The sequence below is a fragment of the Blautia argi genome, from assembly GCF_003287895.1.
GTDB lineage: Bacteria > Bacillota > Clostridia > Lachnospirales > Lachnospiraceae > Blautia > Blautia argi.
Map to the genome: position 1 here is coordinate 1,439,945 of NZ_CP030280.1, position 24,035 is coordinate 1,463,979.

A 24,035-nucleotide genomic window follows, 5' to 3' on the forward strand; every position below is an offset into this window, starting at 1 on the left:
ATATCTAAACTCTTTGGCAAAAACGCGGGCGCGGGGTACTGAATGATGAAACCGGAACATACAGCGTCCGCGCTGCCGTTTGGAAAGGAGGTTACACATGGCAAGTTTACGGGACACCGTAAAGGACTATCAAGAAGAATTACGGGACGGTATCGCTTGGGTGGCGTTTTGGAAAATGGGACGTTCTTGGAACGCTGAATATTTCCACCTTGAAATGGGCGACTACCTCTACCCGGAGGACAGAAGCCGCATGGAAGAAATCAAGCAGGCTGACCCTGCCGCCGTTGTGGTAAACGGGTATTATTCCGGCTATCTTGGCGAGGATAGGAACCTTGACGAACTAACCGCCGGGGTGCGTCGCCACTACGAAAACGGATATAGCAATATCGGGGAATTTATCGAAGCCCACGACGACAGGCTGCCGCCGGAGCTTATCGAGGAAGCAAGAGCCGCCGCCCACGCTGCGGGGCTGCCTTTTTCTGAAAAAGCCTACCGGGACGGCGAAGAACCCGACCCCTATCTATTTGACGGGAGCATGAGCATGGAGGACTACGAGCTTATGCACCGCATGATTGAAAACGAAAGGAGTGAACGCATGGAAGAAACGATTTTAAGCGGGTATCTTTCTAATCTTGGGAAGTACACCGAGGGCAGACCTGCGGGCGAATGGGTATCATTCCCCACGACTGCCGAGCATTTGAAAGAAATCTTTGACCGTATCGGGATAGACGGCAAAAACTACGGGGAGCTACATATCACAGAATACCAGTCCTCTATTGCGGGACTGGCAGGGAAATTGACAGAGCTTGAAAGCCTTGACGAGTTGAACTATTTGGGCGAACTTTTGAAAATGCAGTTTGACGACGACCGGGAAAAATTTGTCGCAGCTATGGCATACGGCGACCATACAAGGAATTTGCAGGACATCATCAACCTTGCACAAAACCTTGATTGTTACTGGCTTTATCCGTCCGTACAGAGTGAGGAAGATTACGGGCATTATCTGATTGAAGAACTGGACGAGTTGGAGCTGCCCGAAGAAGCAAAAAAATATTTCATGTATGAGGAATACGGGCGGGACGCTGCTATGAATGACGGGGGCAGATTTACCGAGCAGGGCTATATCTACAACAACCGCAACACCTTTACACAGTGGTACGACGGGCGGGACGTGCCGGAGGAATACCGGGTAACGCCGCAGCCGCCAGTACAGGAAAAGGAACAGGCAGACCTTGACGCTGCTGCCGCACAGCCTGCATTTGCCACAGAGCAGCCCCCGGTTCTCCCGATTATCCTATCTTCTGAAAAGCCCGCCGATAAAATGAAAGAGATTACCGACCGACTGGAACAGGGCATTTTGGGGATTTATGAAAGCGACCGCTACGCCGATTATCTGCGTACCATGTCAAAGTTTCACAATTACAGCTTTAACAATACAATCCTTATCGCCATGCAAGGCGGCAATCTTGTGAAAGGCTATAAGCAATGGGAAAAGGAATTTGACCGCCATGTAAAGCCCGGAGAAAAAGCTATCAAGATACTTGCGCCGTCCCCGTTTACCGTCAAGAAACAGGTGGAAAAAATCGACCCGGACACCCAAAAGCCTGTTTTCGATAAGGAGGGGAAACCTGTTACCGAGGAAAAGGAAATCAAGATACCCGCCTTTCGTGTAGTATCTGTCTTTGATATTTCACAGACCGAGGGAAAGGAGCTTCCTGCCCTTACCTATGAGCTGACGGGCAACGTGGAACAATACAAGGATTTTTTCGCTGCCCTTGAAAAGACTTCCCCCTTTGCTATGGGATTTGAAGCACTAAGCGGCGGCGCAAAAGGACGCTGCAATTATGAGGAAAAGCGTATCATCATCAATGAGGGTATGGACGAATTGCAGAATATCAAGACCGCAATCCATGAAATCGCCCATGCGACACTCCATGACACAGACAAAGACGCGCCGGAACGCCCCGACCGCCGCACCCGCGAGGTACAGGCAGAAAGCGTCGCCTATGCGGTCTGCCAACATTACGGGCTTGATACGTCGGACTATTCTTTTGGGTATATCGCCGGGTGGAGTAGCGGAAAAGAACTTGCAGAATTGAAAGGCTCTCTTGAAACAATCCGCAGCACCGCCGCAAAGCTGATTGATACCATAGACGGGCATTTTGCAGAAATCCAAAAGGCACAGGATAAGGAACAGACCACCGAACAGGCGCAGCCCGCACAGGAAGCTGCCAAACAGCCCGAAGCAGAAGCAGACGCGCCGGAGCTTCCCGAAGAAACAGCCACAGTACAGGAAAAAGAAGCACAGCCGGAACAGGCTGCACCCGCCCCTTATTACACTATCAATGAAGCTGCCGCCAAACGTGCAAAGGATATGAACAGCTTTTCCGATTATAAGCAAGGCAGCGCGACGGCTGAATACAGGCATTATGTAGATGAAGCCGTACAGCTTGCAGAACGGCAGAAACAGCGGGTAGACCCGATGTACCATGAGAAAATCGACAGCCTGCTTGACACCTACGCCCGGAAACTGGCGGCGAACATGAACAAAGGCTATGAGATTGACGCGCGTGTTCCCTCTATCCTGATTGCGGGCGGCTCTAACTTTCCCACAAGGAAGAAAGAAAAGCAGAACGCAGCCCGCGACAGCAATTATCGGGAATGGCAGGACATACAAGGGCTTCTTGATAAAATCCGCAGCACTGGCATGGGCGGTATCAGCGCAGACGACCCGCAGGCAGTACAGAAATTAGAAAAGAAACTGGAAAGCCTTGAAAAATCACAGGAAACCATGAAAGCCGTAAACGCCTATTACCGCAAGCATAAGACCCTTAACGGCTGCCCGCATTTACCGCCGGAGGAACTGGAAAAACTGAAAGCAGACATGGCGAGCAGTTGGCATTTGGAGGACAAGCCCTTTGCGACTTGGGCGTTATCCAACAACAGCGCAGAAATCCGGCGCGTGAAAGACCGTATCAAATCCCTTTCACAGCAAAAAGAAATCGGTTTTGTGGGTTGGGAATTTGACGGCGGCAAGGTGGAAGCAAACACCGAAGCGAACCGACTGCAAATCTTCTTTGAGGATAAGCCGGACGAAGCCACGCGGGAAGCCTTAAAAAGTAACGGCTTCCGTTGGTCGCCAAAAGCAGGGGCATGGCAGCGGCAGCTTACCAGTAACGCCTATTATGCGGCTGATTATGTGAAAGCCATTGCACCCCTTACCGGGGAAAAGCCGACCGAGATACAGCGGGCGCATATCCGGCAGCAAAAGGTAGCTGCACAGGAACAACCCGCACAGGAGCAGCCGGAACAGAAAGCCCCACAAGATAAAGACACTTTTTCCATTTATCAGATAAGGGGCGGGGACGAAACAAGGGACTTGCGTTTTGAGCCTTACGACCGTCTGATTGCCACAGGACACAGGGTAGACCCAAAAAACTATGCCCTTGTCTATTCCGCAGAGCTTACGCCGGGGACTTCCCTTGAAGATATTTACACCCGGTTCAATATCGACCACCCGAAAGATTTTAAGGGACACAGCCTTTCCGTTTCCGACGTGGTGGTACTTCATCAGAACGGGCAGGACACCGCCCACTATGTAGACAGCTTTGGTTATAAGGACGTGCCGGAATTTTTCAAGGAACAGGAAAAAGCCCTCATTCCCGACGACTTGGAAACAGGCGAAACAATCAAAACACCGAGGGGGACTTTCTATGTAACCGCCATGAGCCGCGAGCAAATGGAAGCTGCCGGATATGGATTGCACCACCAGTCCGACGACGGAAAATATCTGATTATGGGGAACGGTACAAGGGCTTTTACTGTTCCCGTTCAGCCGGAAAACTATCTGAAAGCTGCCGAGCAGACCACCGAACAAAACTACAATATGATTGACGGACAGATAAACAACACCCCGACCACCGCAGAACTGGAAGCAAAGGTAAAGGCAGGAGAAACCATTTCCCTTGTTGACCTTGCGGAAGCTGTCAAGGCTGACAAGGAACGCGGCAAAGCGGTGAAAATGGAAAAGAAGCCCTCTATCCGGGCGCAGCTTAGAGCAGACAAAGAAAAGACCGCACAGAAAAAAGCGGCAAAATCAAAAAATCACGAATTGGAGGTATGAACATGATTAGACTGACCGTTGAAGAAACAAACCTGTTGAGCATTTACAATGAGGGCGGCAAGCGTGGGCTTACGGAAAACATCAATGCTGCGCTGCCGTTCATGGACGAGGATATGCAGGAACTTGCGAAACGTACCCTTGCGAAAATCGCACCTCTGACAGAAAATGAGTATGTGGAGCTTGCCATTTTCGCCGCTGATGAAGTATGACCGGGGTTAAGCGGCTTACGCCGCCCCAAAGCCGGAAAGTCAACAGCCTTGTAAAAAAGGAGTGCTGCAACTGCGATAACGGACACTGTATTTTACTGGACGACGGGGAGGAATGTGTCTGCCCGCAGCTTATTTCCTATTCGCTTCTTTGCAAATGGTTTCAGACCGCCGTACTTCCCCTTGATAAGCTGCTGTATGCAGAGATTTTCAAGACCGAGGATAAAAAGCGTTGTACCGAGTGCGGAGCTTCTTTTGCGTCCACCTCTAACAGCGTCAAATACTGCCCGGACTGCCGGAAGCGTATTACCCGCAGACAGGCAGCGGAGCGTATGAGGAAACGACGCGCCCTTGTTACGCAGTAGGGGTTAAAAAAGTCTTGATTTACAGGGCATAACAGACACGAAACTTGCATAAGCGATACGGAATACCTTTTCCCTTAAAATCGGGGTTCTACTGCGTAACATATCAAATCATCTGCACCCACAAAAAACGGGCGCGGCGGCTATGATTACATGGCTGCTGCGTCCGTTCTTTTTTTGTCTACAATACTTCTATATTCGATATGAAACATACCATTGCGCCGAGTAATGTATCTTCATCTGTTTTTAAGACGAGCAATACATTCTCTCCGGGATAATGTCCGTAATCCAAATACTGCACATATCCTGTAAGTGTATTTCAGCTGTTAAATGTGATTTTGATTTTACTGCCTATATCAAGATACCTTTCTATGCCGTACATATCATTTTCTTCTATTATTTTGATACACGTTGTAATGTCAACAATTTTCATAATTATTCCCGTTCCTTTCCTTTCTCCCGTTCCTGTTCTTTGCCCTGCCGCAAAATGCTGTCTATGTTCTGCTTGATATTGATAGTAATAGAGCATAAAACATGCAGAGTAAGGTTGCTATCACTCATACTGCCATATATAATATCTAATGACATCGAAAATTAAAGAAATTGATTAGAAATAGATTTTTGTTTGATAATCTTAAATCAGATATTTACAAGGGAGGTATATTTATGGCGCAGAGTATTTTAATTGTAGACGATGAAAAAGAAATTGTATCAATGCTGTATTGCTATTTCAGCAAACTTGGATATACGGTATATACTGCAACAGCAGGAAATGCTGCATTAAAAGAAGTAGAAAAAAAACCTGACATTATTTTGTTAGACGTTAATATGCCAGATATTGATGGATTTACTGTTTGTGAAAGAATACGGGATTATGTTTCATGCCCTATAATTTTTTTAACAGCACGCATTGAAGATAGTGATAAAATAAAAGGATTTTCTATTGGCGCAGACGACTATGTAATAAAACCATTTTCTGTTGATGAATTAGAAGCTCGCATTGCAGCACATCTTCGCAGAGAAAAAAGACACAATACATCTTCAAAGGTGCAATTTGATGAAGATATGGTTATAGATTATTCCTCACGTATTGTGTTTTATCATAATAAGGATATGGCTTTTACCAAAAAAGAATTTGATATAATATCTTTCCTTTCGCAAAACAAAGGAATTGTTTTTGACCGGGAAACTATTTATGAAAAAGTTTGGGGATTAGACGGCATTGGTGATAATACAGTTGTTACAGAACATATCAGACGTATTAGGGCAAAATTTTTATCTTTAGGCGATAGACCTTACATTGAAACTGTTTGGGGGTGCGGATATAAATGGAAAAATTAAAGAGAAGCAGATGGTTCAATCGGTTAAATAGCATGAGTATTAGAATGTCCTTTGTTCTTTATGCTTTGTTTTCGTTGTTGATTGGAATAATTATTTGTATATTTTTAATTTCAATGGTTGACAGATACAGAATAAATTTAAACTATAAGTATGAAAATATGTCAACAAGGTATGATATACCGGAAAATGGCTCATTTACCGCCACTTATAGTAATGACCAAACAAAATATACAATATTTGACACGAAAGGAAACGAGATATGCAAGTTCAATGTTGATTATCAAAAAGAACGCCCAGTACACGAATATGTCTATCCGAACCATGTTTCATATATCGAAGTTTTACCTAATTTTACAAGCCGGGATAGGCTTATTGACAGTGCTTTAGGTTCATTAAATATTGCAATTATTCCTATCGTATTATCTATTAGTATGATATGTTGTGTAACATTTTTTTATAAAAAAAAATTATCAAAACCCATTAAGCTATTAACTAATGCGTATCATAAAATTGAAGCAAATGACTTAGATTTTACATTATCATATCCATTAAATGATGAAATGGGGAAACTCTGTCACGCCTTTGAAAAAATGAAAGATTGTTTGTCGAAAAATAATGAAACTATGTTTAGACAATTTGCTGAACAGCGCCGTTTGAATGCTGCTTTTTCACATGACTTACGCACTCCTTTGACTTTACTAAAGGGTCATGCTACTATGTTGCTTTCCTTTATTCCCAAAGGCTTAGTATCACAAGAAGAAATATTAGACGAAATATCAGTAATGTCAAAAAATATTTCACGTCTTGAAAAATATGTAAATGCTATGACGAACTTATACAGGTTAGAGGATATTGATATTCCACGACAACAGATTACATTTCATTCACTTATTGATAATTTTAATAACACAGCGGAAGCACTTTGTTATGACAAACATTTTTCAATTACTGCAAGCGGTGATAATATAACCTTGTTTATCAATTTAGATACAGTCATGCAGATTTATGAAAATTTACTCTCTAATAGTATTAGATATGCAAAAAGTGATATTGCTATTAGCGTAGTAATAGAGAATAATAATTTGGTTATATCTGTTTCAGACGATGGTTGCGGGTTTAAAAATATTGAGATTGAAAAAGCAACATTACCATTTTATAAATCATCGAAAGATATATCTACTGAACATTTGGGGTTAGGGCTGAATATTAGTAAGATTTTAAGTGAAAGACATGGTGGAAATATCCAAATTGCTAATAATAAAGCAGGGGGAGCATGTGTTACAGTGAAAATAAATTGCAATGAAAGTTGATTGAAAATAGACATTTTATTGCTATTATAAATTTAAAAGAAAGGAGATAATGACAAATGAAAAAAATAATATGTATGTTTCTAACTTTATTGCTATTGGTGTGTATTGTTGGGTGTAGTCAAACAAAGGACAGTGATATTCATGTAGTACAAGATTATTCCGAAGAATATGAGGTTTCTCCTTATGGAAGTGAAGAAGCACTTGACACTTTGGACGATTTGAAGATTTCAATGAGTGCAGAAAAGGATTTAGACTTAAAGCACCTTTCATTTCTAATAGAAAATACTTCTGATAAAGAATACCGATATTCACCAAATTATTTTGAAATAGAAACTGAACAATCCGGCACTTGGTATCAACTTGAACAGCTTGATGACCCTTCAAAGAGCAATGAAAAGGATTGTTTTATTAAGCCTAACGAACGATTAACATTAGAAATTGATGTTAAAAGTTTTTATGGAGAATTGCCTGCTGGACACTATCGTTTGATTAAACAATTTGCGTTCTTTGAAAGTGAAAGAGATTGGGATTACGATACATATAATTTATCTTGCGAATTTACGATAAGGTAAAAATTCTCTACTTCATAAGCATGAAATAAAAAAAACCGCTTATGAAATAGAAAGTTCTCATGCCATTTTAACGGCGGTTTTGAAATAACAATCAAAACCGTCGTTTTCTTTTGAAAATCTAAAACAGAGGGCATATTAAAATCCTGCTATTCGGGGACACGACGGTATCAAGGAGGTATCGCCATGTCCTTTTTTCTATACCCTAATGGGTTACTATCAAAAAAAGCCATTATCCACCGACGGGGTATTCCGGCTATGTAGATGAACTATCAAATCAATTAAATACTGCTGTTATTTCCTATGCGTCTGTCTGCATTTTGCAGGCAGGCGCATTTCGCATTTTACAGAAGATTTTTCAAAAACTTTGCCCTCTTTTTGGCAAAGCAAAAAGTCGCCTGTATTATCCCGCGAAAAGGGGAGGTACTACCGCCTTTCGGCAGAAAGGAGGTGAACACCATGACACCTAATCGCAGGGAATTTGAAAAGCAATGTGCGTTTCAAAAGTTCTGTAAATCAGTACTTCACAATGAAGCGTGCAACACCCATGAGGAAATTCGTCGGCGCAGAGTTCGGGAGGTTACTTTTTCCAACCTTGCCTTGCATGAGGAACGGCAGCTTTATACCGTCGATAAGTATTTTCAAGACGAAAAAGCAGAGCCGTCCTATCAAATGGCAGGAAAAGAAATAACCCCAAAACTGCTACTTGAAGCTATCCGGGCTTTACCCGAAGAACGGCGCAAAATTGTACTGCTGTATTACTTTGAGGGATTGACTGATATAGAAATCGCAAAGCAGCTCAATATCTCAAGAAGTACGGTACAGTATCGCCGGACAAGCTCCTTTGAGCAGTTAAAAAAATATTTGGAGGAAAACGCTGATGAATGGATTGAATGGTAAACCGACCGAGTACCCGGAAAATGCCCTTGTTCCTTATCCTGTTATTTTGGCGGCGAGCAAAGGCGACCCGGACGCAATGAAGATTGTATTGCAGCATTTCAGCGGCTACATAGCAAGTCTTTCCATGCGAAAGCTCTATGATGAGCGAGGAAATGTTTATTTTGGAGTAGACGAAGAAATACGCGAAAGGCTGCAAGCAAAACTAATGAGGGCAATCCTCACATTTAGGGCTGAATAAACCAACAAGGTATTGGAACGCTTCCCCCTTTTCCGTTCCATATCGCAGAACAGCCCTCTGCTCTTTGACAAAGAAAGCGGTGCAATAGAACGGCGACGCAGTATAAGGCAAATCAGATACATTCGATGTATGGGGAGCCGTTGGGCTGATACGCCATGACCGAAAGGAGGGACAAAACGAGCGAAAACTATCAGCGTTCCAAAGCAGATTTAGCAACTCTGTCGCCACAATCCATATATCGGTATAATGATACTCCTTTACCGCCGTAGTCCGAGCGTTAGAAGCGTCGCAGACAACGGGTAGAGCTGCATGAGAACCATGCGGAAGTGAAATTCTTGTGAGGTTTGCTAAAACCGTCTGATGAGCCTTTATAATTTTACAATAGTTTTATAGTTCAAGAAAGGGGAGAGAATAAATGAATAATGAAACACAGGTACAGATACAAAATAAGTTTTGTTTAACGATTGATGAAGCAGTAATTTATTTTAATATTGGAGAAAAGAAATTAAGAAAACTTGTTTCAGATAATTTGGACTCCGGTTTTATTATTCAAAATGGAGTGAAGTTTCTTATCAAAAGGAAACGATTTGAAGATTTTCTGAATGACCTGACAGCAATTTAATAAATATAGGATAATCAGTAGCCATATCGGATAGGCTATATAGTCTTTCCGCTTTGAGTGCTGCTTGATAAAAGGATAGAAAAAGGGCTTTGTGCTTATGATATAATTTAATATATCGTGGCGAGGCTCTTTTTGTACGAAAGGAGCATAGACATGAGCGGAAAAAGACGAGATAGCAAAAATCGTATTCTTCGCAATGGAGAGAGCCAACGCCGGGACGGACGATATGCGTTCAAATATATTGATACAACAGGTAAACCGCAGTTTGTTTATAGTTGGAAATTAGAAAAGACAGATAAGACACCACAGGGAAAGCGCGACGACCTTTCATTAAGGGAAAAGGAAAAAGCAGATAATGAAAGCGATTGATGATGAAATCGTCCCGCGTGGTGGGGAAATGACCGTTTTAGAACTGGTAAAGAAATATCTTTTACAAAAAACGGGAGTACGGCATAACACAGAAGCAAATTACAATTTTGTTCTCAATATTATTAAGAAAGAGGACTTTGGTAAAAAGCGGATAGATAAAGTGAAACTGTCCGACGCAAAATGTTGGCTGATAAAGTTACAGCAGGACGGGCGCGGGTATAGCTCTATTCATTCTATCAGAGGTGTTGTAAGACCAGCTTTTCAAATGGCGGTAGATGATGATTTGATACGCAAAAATCCGTTTGAATTTCAGCTTGCTACGGTTGTTGTAAACGACAGCGTAACAAGAGAAGCAATTACAAGAAAGCAAGAACGAGCATTTCTTGAATTTGTGGCAAATGATAAGCACTTTTGCAGATATTATGAGGGGATTTTTATCTTATTCAAAACAGGGCTTCGTATTTCAGAGTTTGTGGGATTGACATTATCAGATTTGGATATGCAGAATAGAAAAATTAGTGTCAATCATCAGTTACAAAGAAAACGGAATATGGAGTATGTAATTGAAGATACAAAGACTTCTTGTGGCACAAGAGAAATCCCTATGACAGATGAAGTTTATAAGTGCTTTCAACGTATTATTTCCAGTAGAAAGAAACCGAGGGTTGAACCTATTGTAGGAGGTAAATGTGGCTTCTTATATTTGGATAAAAACGATATGCCTATGGTAGCCTTGCACTGGGAAAAATACTTTCAGCATATTTGCGAGAAGTATAATAGTATTTATAGAGTGCAAATGCCAAAGGTTACGCCACACGTTTGCCGTCACACTTTTTGTTCTAATATGGCTAAAAGCGGCATGAACCCTAAAACTTTACAGTACCTCATGGGACATTCTGATATTAGCGTCACGTTAAATACTTATACACATATAGGCTATGACGACGCGAAAGAGGAACTGAAACGGGTAGTAAATGGCGAGTAGTAAAATGAGTATTCAGCCCTTAATTTACTACTTTTTGTACTACTTTTGAGGTAAAAGATGTGCTAATTTATGCTACGATATGCCACGAATGAGAGGAAACAGCAAGCGAAAGAAAATGCCGATACATCAAGGAAATACAGTAAATTCAAGGAGTTTTACATAGATGATTAGAGTATTATTTATTTGCCACGGCAGCAGACAAACATATTTGAAAAAACCTTAATTTATAAGGGGATTTAAAATTGAAAGTGAGAATTTACATCAAAAATATATCATTTGAAATCCTAGAGAGTGCTTGAAATGATTGATTGGAAAGTAGTCTAGTAGATAAAAGTGTAACATGGAAGTAAAACAGTATAATACACAATTTTAGATAGAGTATTTTGTTTCTGGATGTTTCTGAAGTGCTATAATGTAGCAGTACTAAAGAACAATATATAGTGTTATTCTGTGATTTAAAGCACAAGATGTATGGATTGGATGAAACTAAACGAAACTGAAAATGAAAGAATGATATTGTTACGAAATTGAATTTGTTACGCAAAAATGGTAATTTGGAGTGAATATCATTCAGAATAATTAAATATAAATGCAAGGGTTATATGTTTTCTTTTGTCGAGAGAAATTAAAGGGTTGGAGTCGCATCATGGGCTTCAGCCTTTTTGTTTTCTATTAAGTATGCTAGAGAATAAAATCATTTGTGCTGGAGTATAACAATGAAGTTATATTATGGTCAAATGATATTTAGACCAATAAAAAGTAATAAAATGTTTAAAAAGTAATAAAATGTGTTATAATTAGAGTAATTAATATTTGGAGGTGCTAATATGAGACTAAAAGCAGAAAATGTATTTAAACCTGGAGCGTATCCGGAATATACATATGTCTCCAGGAATTATGAAAATACAGGTATATCATATGAATTACGTTTAAAGCAGGCATTGAGAACAGCGGGTTGCCTTACATCATTAATTGGACCATCAAAAATGGGAAAGACAATCTTATGCGAGAAGGTAATTGGATTTGACAACATTGTTGAAATTTCTGGTGCGGATTTTAACAGCAACACAGATTTTTGGGCAATTGTTGCTGCAAAAGTGGGGTTGCCTTATAAAGGAGAATTGACAACAGAAAGAGAGGTTAATGAAGGAAATAGTAAGGAAACAGATAGTAAAAGCGAAAAGTATGTTCTAGCGAAAGATACCGTTATTCAATATTATAAAGAGCACGATAAAGTATTAGTAATTGATGATTTTCATTATGCTTCAAAAGAGATGCAGACAAAAATGGCACAACAGCTCAAAGATGCAATTAGAAGAGAATTAAAGGTAGTCGTAGTTTCTCTTCCGCATAGGGCAGACGATGCAATTCGACAGAATGCAGATTTATCGGGAAGATTGAGTTTAATTAATATTGAAGCGTGGGAAAAAAAGGATTTAAAAGAGATTGCTTTAAAAGGATTTAAACAACTTGACATTAAGATAACAGATGAAGTTGCAGAACAGTTGGCAGTTGAATGTCTTACATCACCACAGTTAATGCAGTATATTTGTCTGAGCATTTGCACATTGTTGGAAGACAAAAATGAGCATATTGTAAATTTTGATATGTTGGAAATGGCATATAAATTTACAACGGTTAACTTTAACTATTACGATGTGGTAAATGTAATGTCTAAAGGTCCAAATCCGCGTGGAAAGAAAAGAAATTTATACAAAACATTAGATGGAAAAGAATTGGATTTGTATGGACTGATCGTGGAATCGTTAGCCAAAAATCCTCCGATTATGGAATTAGATTTTGACACAGTTTATGACAGAATCATAAACCTTATTCCTAAAACAGAAGGAAAACCGGATAGAAATTCTGTAAAAAGTCATTTAAATAATTTACAAACAATCCTAAAAGAAAAAGAAGAAATTTATAAAGCAATAGAATGGAAAGACGGAAAAGTGTATGTTTTGGATCCATTATTTTTGTTTTATCTGAGATGGGGGAGAATGAATGGATAATATGCTGAAAGAGTATATCGAAAAGTTGAAATCAGTAGATACTGTAGAGGAATATGAGGCATTTATATCGAAGCTGCACCAGATGATGAAACAAGAAACATATAAGAATGATATTGTTCAAAATATCAGGAATAAGCAGAAATATATGGTAAACAAATTTTCGAAAGAATCTACCCGTGAAAATATGTTAAAAGCAAAAGAAAATCTGTTAATCTATTTGGATAGTATTTTGTGTGAAGAGTATGAGAAATCATCACAATTTATTCAAAGGGAGCTTGAGAGATTTCTGAGGAATTTTTATTTCTTTTTAGAAGCGTTTAGGGAAGCAAAACCGGATAAGAGAGCATCACTTACCACAGAAAATTTGCAAAAAATACAGATTGAAAATGAATATGATTTACAGCATTTGCTTTATGCAGTTATAAAACCACTATGTCCAGACGCCAGAAGAGAGGTAAATGATGATTCGGGAGTTGGAACAGTTAGAAGCGATATAAAAATTCTTTCTTTAAATACAATCATAGAAGCAAAGTGTACAAGAACATCAACAAACTTAAAAAAGCTAACAGAAGAAATAGAAGCTGATATTGTACATTATAAGGCGGATTATATATTCTTTTATATCTACGACAAAGAAAAAATTATAAAAGACAGGCATGCTTTTGAAACAAATTTTAACAGGAGTTTTGATGGAAAGGAAATCAGGATTATTATTTTGCAACCTGTCAATATGTAAAGGATAAATTTGACGGGACAGAGTTGGGTGAGAAAAGGCTCAGTGTCAGCAAAAGATGAGAAAAATGAGGTGATAATATGATTACACCAAGAAAAGTAAAATTTGAAGCGAAGAAAAAGGGAAATGAAAATATTGAATTCCGTACATTTTTAAAATGTAATGCAGATGAAAAAGAATTGGATGAGCAGTTCAAAAAACTTCACGAAGAGTTGTTTGCAAAATATGACTGCAGCAGATGTAGGAACTGTTGTAAGATGTACTGCGGAAGTATTCCAGAAGAAGATTTGGAGAAAGATGCAGAATATTTAGGACTTACTAAAGAAGAACTTATAAATTCTTATTTGATAAAAAAAGAAAGTGAAAATACGTATGTAACCAAGCATCATCCGTGTGATTTTCTGGAGGAAGACGGAAACTGTAAGCTGGGAGAATATAAACCTGAGAATTGCAGGAAATATCCATATACGGATCAGCCAGAGAGGTTACATAGTTTGTACAGTGTATTGGAAACAGTAGAAGTCTGTCCGATTGCATTTGAAATATATGAGAGATTAAAAGAAGAATATGGATTTCGTTATAGAAGATAAGTTATTATAGATAGGGAGCAGAAATGTTTTTAAGAGAATATTTGACAAAATATACAAAAGAAGAACTGTTAGATCAGGCAAGAAGTTTTGAAATCAAAAAGTGCTCGGGACTTCGAAAAGCTGATTTAATAGATAGAATTGTTGATACTTTTTGTGCCGAGGAAATGCTTAGAAGCAGATTGGCATGCCTTACAAAAGAACAGATGGACTTATTTCGGAAAGCTTGTATTTCCCCTACCGCTGTTTCTGTAAATGAAGTGGTAGATGCGATGCAGCTTTACAGATATTGGATTGGATATTTTGAAGATCCAACTGATAGATTTTGCGTATTTGAAGATGTTGCTGTTGCCCTTTCTAAAATAGATGATAAAGCATTTCAATTGAAGCAATGCAGAAAAGGCTGGCTGGTAAAGTGCATACATTTCTTTATACAATATTATGGAATAGCACCAATCGAAGTTATCTATGAAATGTATAGGCAGAAAGTGAAGGACTCTATAGATGAAATGATAGAAATACTGTGGGAAATGCCGGTTGATATTGTGGAATCGTGTCTTTTTACAATGGATAAACTTGGGATGGAAGGATGGCCAAAAGAGAACCCGTTATACTCAGAAAAAGGAATATTTGTTCACTTACAGTTGTTTGAAAATGAAGAATTTGATTATTTGCTTCGACAGCAGATGGATAAAGATTTTTATATCCCCTCAGCACAGCAGATAGATGAGATATGTAGAAATGGATATGAGGCAAGTTCGTCTGCATATAAAAAACTGGAATCTTTTTTTATTAAGAAATTGAAGTTTTCTTATGAGCAGGCAGTGACGTGGTGTCTGCAGGTGTGGGCAAATAGTTATGAAGGAGAATCACCATCAAAAATTATCAATAAAATGACGGAAGCCAATATTGAATTTGAAGAGAAAATGATAAATGAATTGCTAGAGTTACTTGTGACGGCACATAACAATACCCGAATGAAAGAGAACAGAGGGTACAAACCAAGTGAAATGGTAAGAAAAAAATCTGTCGATAAAATGCCAACAATTGTTCCGGCAAGTTCTAATGCAGCTGCAATTTTAAAGGATGCTGCACCGCAGTTGCAGGCTATGGGGGTGCCGGTTGACTTAAATGGAAATACAGATGTTATTCAAACAACAATGTTTCCGATCGGGCTGAACGGGGAACCAATACGAGTAGAAAAGAAAATATATCCAAATGATCCGTGTCCATGTGGTTCAGGAAAGAAATATAAAAAATGTTGTGGAAAGAATAATTGATGCTAAGAAAAGCTTTGGACCAGTTACGAGAGTGAAATATTTCGTGAGCTACTATTTATAAGGCGGAAAATGAGTGGTATTGAGTGCTGTTTTGTGCGTTTTTACGCTGTTTCTGCGGACTGTACGGACAGAATAACACTAGATGAAATAGATAAAAATAGATGGACGGGTGACCTGATTCGTACATAGAGATGGTTATTTTTGTATTCGCCAGAGGGGATTGAGAAGAAGAGTAAGGAAAATTCCAAAAATGTAATTGTAATTTAGTTGATGAAAAGTCGCTCTGAGAGAGTGTATGTACATTTATGCATAGGTAAAAATTGTATATGAGACCTGAAAATTTTATCAAATTCATATGTATCCATAGAATACAAAATTGAACTTTACTATGAAACATAAATTTTCTGATAGATACAAAGTGTAAACTTGCCCTATTAAGCCTATTGTGTTATTTTGAACTTTTCTGGAAGGCTTAGGTGGCAATTCCAGGAACTTCAAGCCAAGTATTTTTAATTTTTGGAGATATGTATTGATTTTGTATTTTCTATTGAATTAGTTGTAATAGTCTGATTTAAAATTTTTGAAAACGATTTCGATTTTGAGAATATCAGGTCATTACTATTATATCCACAATCTTCCAACATAGATAAACTAGACAAAAATAATAAGAGAATAAAAATTGAGAAACAATAGGAAATATTGAGCTATAGGAAGGAGAATATTCATATGAGTGAATGTATTTATCAAAAATTTTTTAAGCGGAGCACACTCACAGTTTTAGGTGCTGCACTGGTATTTATGTTAATTTGCATAGTCATAAATTTTTATTACGATTGGCTGTCTTTGTGGAAGAAGGACAAAAATGTAATTTGGTCATTACTCATTATATTGTTTTATTTATATCCATTTTTATATTCTTCTGTAAAACAAATCCTAAAAAAAAAGAAAGAATTTAGTGAAATATATTCAAATAATAATTTGGAAAAGTTAGAAAACAACTTAAACCAATTTGAGTTTTACAGTATTGGGGGATTCCTTGCAGAGTTGTTTAAGCAGTTTTCTTCGTTATGGATATTTATTTTTGTTCAAAAAATCTTTGAACAAGTATCTAGTGAACAAATGGAAGTTGTTAAACTACAAGCCTATTGGGGAATGATCAAAATATCAGTAATAATTTCTGTTGTAACGCTTATTATATTTGGTACGTTTTCGGGAGCTGTACAATTGATCCCGATTAAAAAAATCCATGTAAAAATGATTCTAAAATTGAAAAAAATACAAATAGAAAGATTTTCTAGTAGAAAGCAAAACCAGAATGAGAAAAGTCAAATGTTAATCAAATCACTTCTTCATAACATGAATTACAGTGTTGACGTAGCTAAAACGCCAGAAATTGATTATATTTGTTGTAAGGAGAATAAGAAATACGGTATTGTTATAAAACATGGGAATGATAATTTAATGAATTTGAGAATTGAAGATGTTGATAAAATTAATAAAGAATCAATTATAAACGAATACATTCCAACTTATGCATTTATAATTGATTATGCAAGTAAAATAGATATTATTATAATACCTCAAAAGTATTTGTTGAAGAAACAAAAAAAGAATGCAGATAGCGTTAATATAAATATGAAAAAATTAAAAAGGAGAAGTTTTCATACAGGTAGTAATGTGATTTTGACATGTACATATGTTAAAAATTGGAATAATTAACTCAGAATTCTAATTTGTGAAAAACCTGACACTATTAACAATTTTGCACTAACTTAGTAGTTAATGTGAATTGCCTTAAATATCAGATTCTTCAAAGTAAAAAATGGCATTGGAAAGGTAAAATCCAATGCCGTTTTTTTATGGTGCGCCTGGCGGCGCACGTTTCTAACGGGTGAAAGTCCCGAATCCGCCGTAAACGCAAAATAGCGAGTACCTGTTCAAAATCATCCAATGTGAGATAATAGACTCATCACTACAAAGTCCAAATAGTTTAGTACTCAACTTTTTTGACTTTGCTACAGGAGGTGAGTTATGAAATCTCATACAAGTTTAGTTGCACAGCAAACCCGTCTGAGTGAATGGGCTGACATGGTCAGGGACTGCCAAAACCGTCCGCAAGGAATGAAAATCGATGAATGGTGTCAACTACACGACATTACAAAAGCAAGTTATTACTGGAGACTCCGGAAAGTTCGTGAGGCTTATCTGAAAACAGCGGATCATACACAAACATTTGTAGAAGTTCCCTCTTCTGCAATCCAGCCGGTAAATATGGCAGCGGAGTATAAAATCATTGCCTTGATTAGAGGCAGAAACAACCTCACTCTGGAAATTACCGAACAGGCATCTGATTCATTTCTAAAAACACTTTTGGGAGTGCTCGGCAATGCTCAATGATGGCTCCGGGTTCAAAAAAGTATATCTGGCGACTGGATTTACGGATCTGCGCAGAGGGATCGATGGCTTGACCAGAATCATACGTTTTCAGTTCCAGCTTGATCCTTACGATAAGAATACATTATTCTTATTTTGCGGCAAACGTACAGATCGGATAAAAGGGCTTATCTGGGAGGGCGATGGATTTCTACTTCTGTACAAGCGGATTGAAAACGGAAACTTCCGCTGGCCCCGTACACAAGAAGAAGCACTGGAAATTAGTGCAGACCAGTATCAAATGTTAATGCAAGGTCTGGAAATCGTTGCCAGACATCCCATAGAAGAAATCTCCTGTCCAGAATTCTCCTTGTGATTTGTGCAAAACGTAGAAAATAAAATTGCTTTCATCCATGATAAATCACCCTGTGCAATATAAAATTTAAAGTTATTCACATCCTGAAAGTTTTCTGTGAGTTTCTATATACTCCTGATTCCAAAACTTTTCAGATTGTGGATAACAGTCATAAATATCTGAAATTCAGGCTTTTATTTTCAGGTATTCATGACTGTTATCCACTGTCAAAATGACGAAGGTGACAGAATTCAAAAATAGCCAAAAACCGTTGGTTCTGCTATAATAGCACTCAGGAAAGTGAGGTTTGGTTATGGCAGTTAAGTATACGGAGGAACAATTAAATAGTGTTGATAAGTCGTTTCTTATCCAGCTTCTTTTACAACAGCAGGAACAATTGGAAGCCATAACAAAGGAGCTTCACGCATCGAATGAAAAAATGCAGCTTCTGATGGAACAGGTAATCCTTGGTAAGCAGAACCGTTTTGGAAGGTCATCTGAAAAAATGGAAGATACCAGCCAGATCTGTTTTCAAGAAGTAGACGGCACTATTGTTTTTTTCAATGAAGCGGAAGCTGTCTACGATCTCAATGAAAAAGAACCTGATGAGCTGGAACTCAAATCTCCAAAACAGCCAAAGCGTAAGGGAAAGAAAGAATCAGATCTTTCCGGACTTACGGTCAGACGGATTGACCATTATCTGTCAGAGGAGGAATTGGAAATAGAATTCGGTGTCAATGGGTGGAAACAGTTACCGGATGCCATTTCCAAAAAATATCATTTTGTACCTGCGAGGGTAGAGGTAGAAGAACATCACATCGGTGTGTATGCCAGCAAAACAGATGAGCACATGGTCAAAGCAGACCATCCAAAAGCATTACTGCATGGAAGTTTGGTATCACCATCTCTTGGAGCTGCGATCATCAATGGAAAGTATGTGAATGCAGTTCCTCTCTATCGGTTAGAGCAGGAATTCCAGCGTTATGGCCTGCAGATCACAAGGCAGAACATGGCAAACTGGTGCATACGTTTGGCAGAGGAATATCTATCGATCCTTTATGATCATCTTCATGAAGAATTGTATTTCTATCATGTGATCCAGGCAGACGAGACGCCGGTGCTTGTAAACCATGACGGACGCAAAGCCGGAAGCAAAAGCTGGATGTGGGTATACCGTTCTGGTCATCTGTATCAAGACCGGCAGATTGTCCTGTATGAATACCAGCAGACAAGAAATGCATCCCATCCACGGGAATTCCTGAAAGGATACGATGGCATCTGTGTAACAGATGGTTATCAGGTCTACCATACTTTAGAAAAAGAATTGGAAGAACTGACCATTGCTGGATGCTGGGTGCACTGTCGCCGCAGATTTGATGAAGCTTTGAAGCTGATTCCCAAACCATCCCAAAAGGAATCCAATGCATTTCTGCTGATGAAACAGATTCAGGCAATCTATCGGGAAGAAGGGAAATTGAATGACCTTTCTTCTGATGAACGACTGAAACAGCGACAGGCGGTTATCAAACCTCTTGTGGATGCTTTTTTTGCGTACCTGAAAACCATAAATGTGTCCAAAAAGGACAAATTTGGTGATGCCGTTAGATATGCACGAAATCAGGAAAAATATCTCCGGGTATTTCTTACAGACGGAGATGTTCCGATTGATAATAATGCATCCGAAAGGGCAATCCGAGGTTTTTGTATTGGAAAGAAGAATTGGCAGATGATCGATACGATTCATGGAGCCAAATCTTCCGCAATTATTTACAGTATTGTAGAAACTGCAAAAGCCAATAATCTGAAACCTTTTGATTATGTGCAGCATCTCTTGGAAGAGATTCCGAAACACATGAATGATAAGGACTGTTCTTTTCTGGAAGATCTTCTGCCCTGGTCAGAAAAACTTCCGGCAGGGATTCGCAAAGCTTAAATATCGGTGGCTGCAAAGCAGCCGCCTAAAAATGTCAAGGTACTCGCTATTTTGCGTTTACAATCCGCCCGGTAGCGGGAAGGATATAGCCGAAGGCAAGGGTGTCCATCGTGAGGTGGAATCTGAAGGAAGCCGGATGTGGGGAACCAACTAACCTACGGGCAAACCTCCGGTCTGACGGAAAGAAATCGTATATAAGGCTGTACATGAGGGTAAGTCTGCCACACAAGATGAAGCCCGATAGCTACACGGAATCATGTGCAGTAAATGCGGCAGATGGATGGAGGGAAAGAAACGTGTGGTACCCAGGGAGGTCTGTACGGAACGCTCTGAAAAGAGTAACCGTTACCGGAAGGTAACGCTGAACGTACAGAAGTCAGCAGAGGCCACAGTAGCTGGAAGTTTTTTTTTCGGCGAAGGGCTGAATCAATAGGAGTCTTTAGTACGACAGGGAAAGGGGGAATGGGCAGATGGGTACAGAAAACATAGAAAGCTGCTCGCAAAGAGATAGCGCGGAACGCAAAGGGTATGTGAGAGCGCACCGCTCATTCAACCGGATATGGAAGGAAAGGGACAGTGCAGAGCCGGACCTCTTAGGTAAGATACTGGACAGGGACAACCTGAACCGGGCTTACAAAAGAGTAAAGGCAAACAAGGGAGCGCCGGGAGTAGATGGAATGACCATTGAAGCGGCACTGCCGTGGCTAAAGGAGCATAACCAGAAACTGACAGAGAGAATACGAAGGGGAAAATATACCCCTACTCCTGTCAGACGAGTGGAAATCCCGAAGCCAGACGGAGGAAAGCGGAAACTCGGCATCCCGACCGTCATCGACCGCATCATTCAACAGGCAATGCTCCAACAGCTTATGCCAATCTATGAGCCGCTGTTTTCGGATGACAGCTTTGGCTATCGTCCGGGAAGAGGGGCAAAAGACGCCATTTACAGGATAAAAGAGTACATCGAACAAGGCTACATAAGGGCAGTCGTCCTCGACTTGTCAAGGTACTTCGACACGCTGAACCACACAATCCTCTTAAATCTGCTGAGAAAGCAGGTAAAAGACGAGAGGGTCATACAGATGGTAAAGCGATACCTGAAAGGCGGAGTGATGGAAAACGGTGTTGAAACAGAGACAGAAGAAGGCTCCCCGCAGGGAGGGAATCTATCCCCACTCTTAGCAAATGTGTATCTGAATGAATTCGACTGGGAGTTTCACAGACGGGGCGTACCGTGTATTCGCTATGCAGATGATATCGTACTGTTGGCGAAGAGTGAACGGGCGGCGGAACGACTGTTGGAGAGCAGTACGAAATATCTGGAAGAAACATTAAAGCTAAAAGTGAACCGGGAAAAGAGCAGGACAGTCAGCGTGTTGGCAATCCGAAAATTTAAGTTCCTTGGCTTTTGTTTTGGGAAGAACGGAAAAGGAATTTATATCCGTGTCCATGGAAAGTCATGGAAGAAAGCCAAGGAGAAACTGCGACAGCTCACTTCCCGGAGCAAATGTGGGAGTATCATCCGAGCTATGGAAAGGATAAAAGTTTATATGCGAGGATGGCTGAATTACTATGGAATAGCGGACATGAAGAACAACATCGAAAGCATGAACGGATGGCTGTACCGCCGAATAAGGATGTGTATCTGGAAGCAGTGGAAACTGCCAAAGACCCGGAAAAGAAAACTAATGGGTCTGGGAATGCCAGAGTGGGTTGCCTGTGAAGGGGCATACAGTAGAAAATCCTATTGGAGGATGTCTAATACAGGTGTGGTCAAAAGAGCATTAACGAAAGAAAGACTGATAAACTGGGGCTACTATGATATAGCCACAGCGTATCAGTCTCTGCACGTCAACTATTGAAACCGCCGTGTACCGAACGGTACGCACGGTGGTGTGAGAGGACGGCGGTTAATCACCGCCTCCTACTCGATTGTGCCGAGCATGGCACTAATCTTACTGGTGAAAGTCCAGTCACGGGTATTTACCACCAAGTGTAGTGAACCACAAGTCGGTGCCAGTAATGGTATGGATGAAGGAAGTGGTGTAGCAAAGTTCTTGAGCCTACGTACAGAAACTTGATAAGGCGATTAGGTGGGTAAAGCTGCATAACAAACTGAAGCCCGAAAGGTAAACGTAAACCGAAGTTGTAAATCAAGAGGTTGTGGAACGAAAGATTAGTGTCTTACCTCGGGAGACCCTACTCACATACCGAACGGTATGGTCGAAAAAGGTTTGGAGAGGGAGTCAGATGATGTCATAGTGTGCGACTTGAAAGTCGCTACTTTAATTGCAGAAATGCTACTACTTCTTTCTCGTAGTATCCCTATCGGTAAATGCCTAGTAAGAAATGAACGGTGTGAAGCAACCGAAACAAAGTGAGAAAAGTGGAAACCACGTCTGCTCTATTGCGAGGGAAAGATGTATATGATTAACAAGCGTGAACTGTTGTAAGGGTCGTCACTCATGAACAGGTGAAAGTGGTTGACACACCTGAGCCAAAAGGCGTGAGGTCAGGGCTGTGGTAATTACTATGGTGCTACAGAGAGAAAGACAGAGAACCTCCGGTTTATAGACAGAATCTAAGTACATCGTAATTATTAAAGTAGCGAAACAAGGTAAACCTCATACGTTCCCTTTACGGGTAGGTTTAATCGTGAGAAAGATACACTACATAGGAGTAAGAGGATGTTGGAAAAAGCGAAAGTTCGTATGTAATGTATGAAATAGGGATTCAAGATTTGTCCCGACCGAAAGGTGGCAGACTTCCAGCACGTATTTAATTACATGAAAAATCTGATATTTATGAAAGTATTAGGTTCAATGACACGTAAGTGAGGACGATACTAATGCAAAAAACCAAATGGAAACAGATAAACTGGGATCAAGTGGAAACATACATTAATAGATTGCAGATTCGGATTGTAAAGGCTGTGCAAGAGAACAAATGGCGATTAGTCAGAAGATTACAATACTTGATTACACATTCATTCTATGGAAAGGCGTTAGCAGTCAAACGTGTGATTTCAAACAAGGGAAAGAATACGCCAGGCATTGATGGAAAAGTGTGGAAAACAGACAAAGAAAAAATGGATGCAATTATAACATTGCAAACTAATGGTTACAGAGCATCAGCATTGCGAAGAATCTATATAGAAAAGTTTGGAAAAAAGGAGAAACGTTCACTAGGAATTCCTACTATGAAAGATAGGGCAATGCAGGCGGTGCAGTTGTTGGGATTGGAACCAGTTGCAGAAACACTTGCAGATACAATATCATTCGGATTCCGAAAATACAGAGGTGCTCAGGATGCGATGGAGTATGGATTTAGTATTCTATGCCGAAAAGATTCACCACAATGGATACTTGAGGGTGATATAAAAGGATGTTTTGACAACACAAATGGCTAGAGGAAAACATTCCGATGGATGTTAAAATACTCAAGCAATTCATGAAATGTGGATATGTATATGATAAAGAATTGTATCCTACTACCGATGGAACTCCACAAGGAGGAATCATCTCACCGAATTTGGCGAATATGACGCTTGACGAAATGGAAAATCTCATTAAACGAAAGTATTGGAACAATACCAAAGGAACTATTAGTATTAAGAATAATGATAAAAAGGTACATTTAATAAAATATGCCGATGATGGTGCGCCACGAAGGTGTGTCCAAGTAGCGTAGCTACTTGAAGACAACCATGCTGTACAGATGATGGCGGTGGGCCCGCC

The 24,035-nt window shown here is 39.8% G+C and carries 21 protein-coding genes and 1 pseudogene; all 22 read left to right on the plus strand.

Going from position 1 to position 24,035, the window contains the following annotated elements:
* Nucleotides 1–97: 97 nt before the first annotated feature.
* The 22 genes and pseudogenes from DQQ01_RS07030 (at nucleotide 98) to DQQ01_RS16895 (ending at nucleotide 23,988) form a co-directional block, all read left to right on the plus strand.
* Complete coding sequence (locus DQQ01_RS07030) at nucleotides 98–4,123, plus strand: antirestriction protein ArdA (RefSeq protein WP_111919454.1); 4,026 nt, start codon at nucleotides 98–100, stop codon at nucleotides 4,121–4,123.
* Nucleotides 4,120–4,332, plus strand: coding sequence for a transposon-transfer assisting family protein (locus DQQ01_RS07035; RefSeq protein WP_456297930.1), 213 nt, complete (start codon nucleotides 4,120–4,122; stop codon nucleotides 4,330–4,332). The genes DQQ01_RS07030 and DQQ01_RS07035 overlap by 4 nt, the downstream gene beginning before the upstream one ends.
* Nucleotides 4,329–4,694 (plus strand): cysteine-rich VLP domain-containing protein, encoded by a 366-nt coding sequence (locus DQQ01_RS07040; RefSeq protein ID WP_025578920.1) that lies wholly within the window; start codon nucleotides 4,329–4,331, stop codon nucleotides 4,692–4,694. Before DQQ01_RS07035 ends, DQQ01_RS07040 begins: the two co-directional genes overlap by 4 nt.
* 663 nt (nucleotides 4,695–5,357) lie before the next feature.
* On the plus strand, nucleotides 5,358–6,032 hold the full coding sequence (locus tag DQQ01_RS07045; protein ID WP_022215892.1) for a response regulator transcription factor: 675 nt from the start codon (nucleotides 5,358–5,360) through the stop codon (nucleotides 6,030–6,032).
* Nucleotides 6,020–7,342: a HAMP domain-containing sensor histidine kinase gene (locus DQQ01_RS07050; protein ID WP_025578913.1), complete on the plus strand. Its 1,323-nt coding sequence runs from the start codon at nucleotides 6,020–6,022 to the stop codon at nucleotides 7,340–7,342. The genes DQQ01_RS07045 and DQQ01_RS07050 overlap by 13 nt, the downstream gene beginning before the upstream one ends.
* Nucleotides 7,343–7,398: 56 nt before the next feature.
* The gene (locus tag DQQ01_RS07055; RefSeq protein WP_025578911.1) at nucleotides 7,399–7,914 is read left to right on the plus strand and encodes an immunoglobulin-like domain-containing protein; all 516 of its coding nucleotides are present in this window, start codon (nucleotides 7,399–7,401) and stop codon (nucleotides 7,912–7,914) included.
* Between the two features lie 456 nt (nucleotides 7,915–8,370).
* The gene (locus DQQ01_RS07060) at nucleotides 8,371–8,811 is read left to right on the plus strand and encodes an RNA polymerase sigma factor (protein ID WP_025578909.1); all 441 of its coding nucleotides are present in this window, start codon (nucleotides 8,371–8,373) and stop codon (nucleotides 8,809–8,811) included.
* The gene (locus DQQ01_RS07065) at nucleotides 8,792–9,049 is read left to right on the plus strand and encodes a helix-turn-helix domain-containing protein (RefSeq protein ID WP_006858660.1); all 258 of its coding nucleotides are present in this window, start codon (nucleotides 8,792–8,794) and stop codon (nucleotides 9,047–9,049) included. Before DQQ01_RS07060 ends, DQQ01_RS07065 begins: the two co-directional genes overlap by 20 nt.
* A 415-nt stretch (nucleotides 9,050–9,464) precedes the next feature.
* Complete coding sequence (locus DQQ01_RS07075) at nucleotides 9,465–9,671, plus strand: excisionase (protein ID WP_025578905.1); 207 nt, start codon at nucleotides 9,465–9,467, stop codon at nucleotides 9,669–9,671.
* A 153-nt stretch (nucleotides 9,672–9,824) separates the two neighbouring features.
* Nucleotides 9,825–11,025: pseudogene (locus DQQ01_RS07080) on the plus strand (integrase DNA-binding domain-containing protein).
* A gap of 827 nt (nucleotides 11,026–11,852) precedes the next feature.
* Entirely contained in the window at nucleotides 11,853–13,037 is a 1,185-nt protein-coding gene (locus tag DQQ01_RS07085) for an ATP-binding protein (RefSeq protein ID WP_008975335.1), read from the plus strand.
* The gene (locus tag DQQ01_RS07090; protein WP_111919455.1) at nucleotides 13,030–13,773 is read left to right on the plus strand and encodes a PD-(D/E)XK nuclease domain-containing protein; all 744 of its coding nucleotides are present in this window, start codon (nucleotides 13,030–13,032) and stop codon (nucleotides 13,771–13,773) included. The genes DQQ01_RS07085 and DQQ01_RS07090 overlap by 8 nt, the downstream gene beginning before the upstream one ends.
* A gap of 77 nt (nucleotides 13,774–13,850) precedes the next feature.
* Nucleotides 13,851–14,360 (plus strand): YkgJ family cysteine cluster protein, encoded by a 510-nt coding sequence (locus tag DQQ01_RS07095; RefSeq protein WP_111919456.1) that lies wholly within the window; start codon nucleotides 13,851–13,853, stop codon nucleotides 14,358–14,360.
* Between the two features lie 23 nt (nucleotides 14,361–14,383).
* Nucleotides 14,384–15,637: a Rho termination factor N-terminal domain-containing protein gene (locus tag DQQ01_RS16435; RefSeq protein WP_242980662.1), complete on the plus strand. Its 1,254-nt coding sequence runs from the start codon at nucleotides 14,384–14,386 to the stop codon at nucleotides 15,635–15,637.
* A gap of 726 nt (nucleotides 15,638–16,363) precedes the next feature.
* Nucleotides 16,364–17,356 carry a hypothetical protein gene (locus DQQ01_RS07105; RefSeq protein WP_111919457.1) on the plus strand — a complete coding sequence of 331 codons (993 nt, stop codon included), beginning with the start codon at nucleotides 16,364–16,366 and terminating at the stop codon, nucleotides 17,354–17,356.
* A gap of 312 nt (nucleotides 17,357–17,668) precedes the next feature.
* Nucleotides 17,669–18,034, plus strand: coding sequence for a hypothetical protein (locus tag DQQ01_RS07110; RefSeq protein WP_003023175.1), 366 nt, complete (start codon nucleotides 17,669–17,671; stop codon nucleotides 18,032–18,034).
* On the plus strand, nucleotides 18,024–18,386 hold the full coding sequence (gene tnpB / locus DQQ01_RS07115) for an IS66 family insertion sequence element accessory protein TnpB (protein WP_111919458.1): 363 nt from the start codon (nucleotides 18,024–18,026) through the stop codon (nucleotides 18,384–18,386). The genes DQQ01_RS07110 and tnpB overlap by 11 nt, the downstream gene beginning before the upstream one ends.
* 292 nt (nucleotides 18,387–18,678) lie before the next feature.
* Nucleotides 18,679–20,298 (plus strand): IS66 family transposase, encoded by a 1,620-nt coding sequence (gene tnpC / locus DQQ01_RS07120; RefSeq protein ID WP_111919459.1) that lies wholly within the window; start codon nucleotides 18,679–18,681, stop codon nucleotides 20,296–20,298.
* 280 nt (nucleotides 20,299–20,578) lie between these two features.
* A complete protein-coding gene (locus DQQ01_RS15850) occupies nucleotides 20,579–20,731 on the plus strand; it encodes a hypothetical protein (protein WP_162624260.1) in 153 nt (50 codons plus the stop codon).
* Between the two features lie 37 nt (nucleotides 20,732–20,768).
* The gene (ltrA, locus tag DQQ01_RS07130; protein ID WP_111919460.1) at nucleotides 20,769–22,160 is read left to right on the plus strand and encodes a group II intron reverse transcriptase/maturase; all 1,392 of its coding nucleotides are present in this window, start codon (nucleotides 20,769–20,771) and stop codon (nucleotides 22,158–22,160) included.
* Nucleotides 22,161–23,146: 986 nt separating this feature from the next.
* Complete coding sequence (locus DQQ01_RS07135; protein ID WP_199797986.1) at nucleotides 23,147–23,707, plus strand: reverse transcriptase N-terminal domain-containing protein; 561 nt, start codon at nucleotides 23,147–23,149, stop codon at nucleotides 23,705–23,707.
* Nucleotides 23,708–23,721: 14 nt separating this feature from the next.
* Nucleotides 23,722–23,988 carry a reverse transcriptase domain-containing protein gene (locus tag DQQ01_RS16895; RefSeq protein WP_199797987.1) on the plus strand — a complete coding sequence of 89 codons (267 nt, stop codon included), beginning with the start codon at nucleotides 23,722–23,724 and terminating at the stop codon, nucleotides 23,986–23,988.
* Nucleotides 23,989–24,035: the final 47 nt, after the last annotated feature.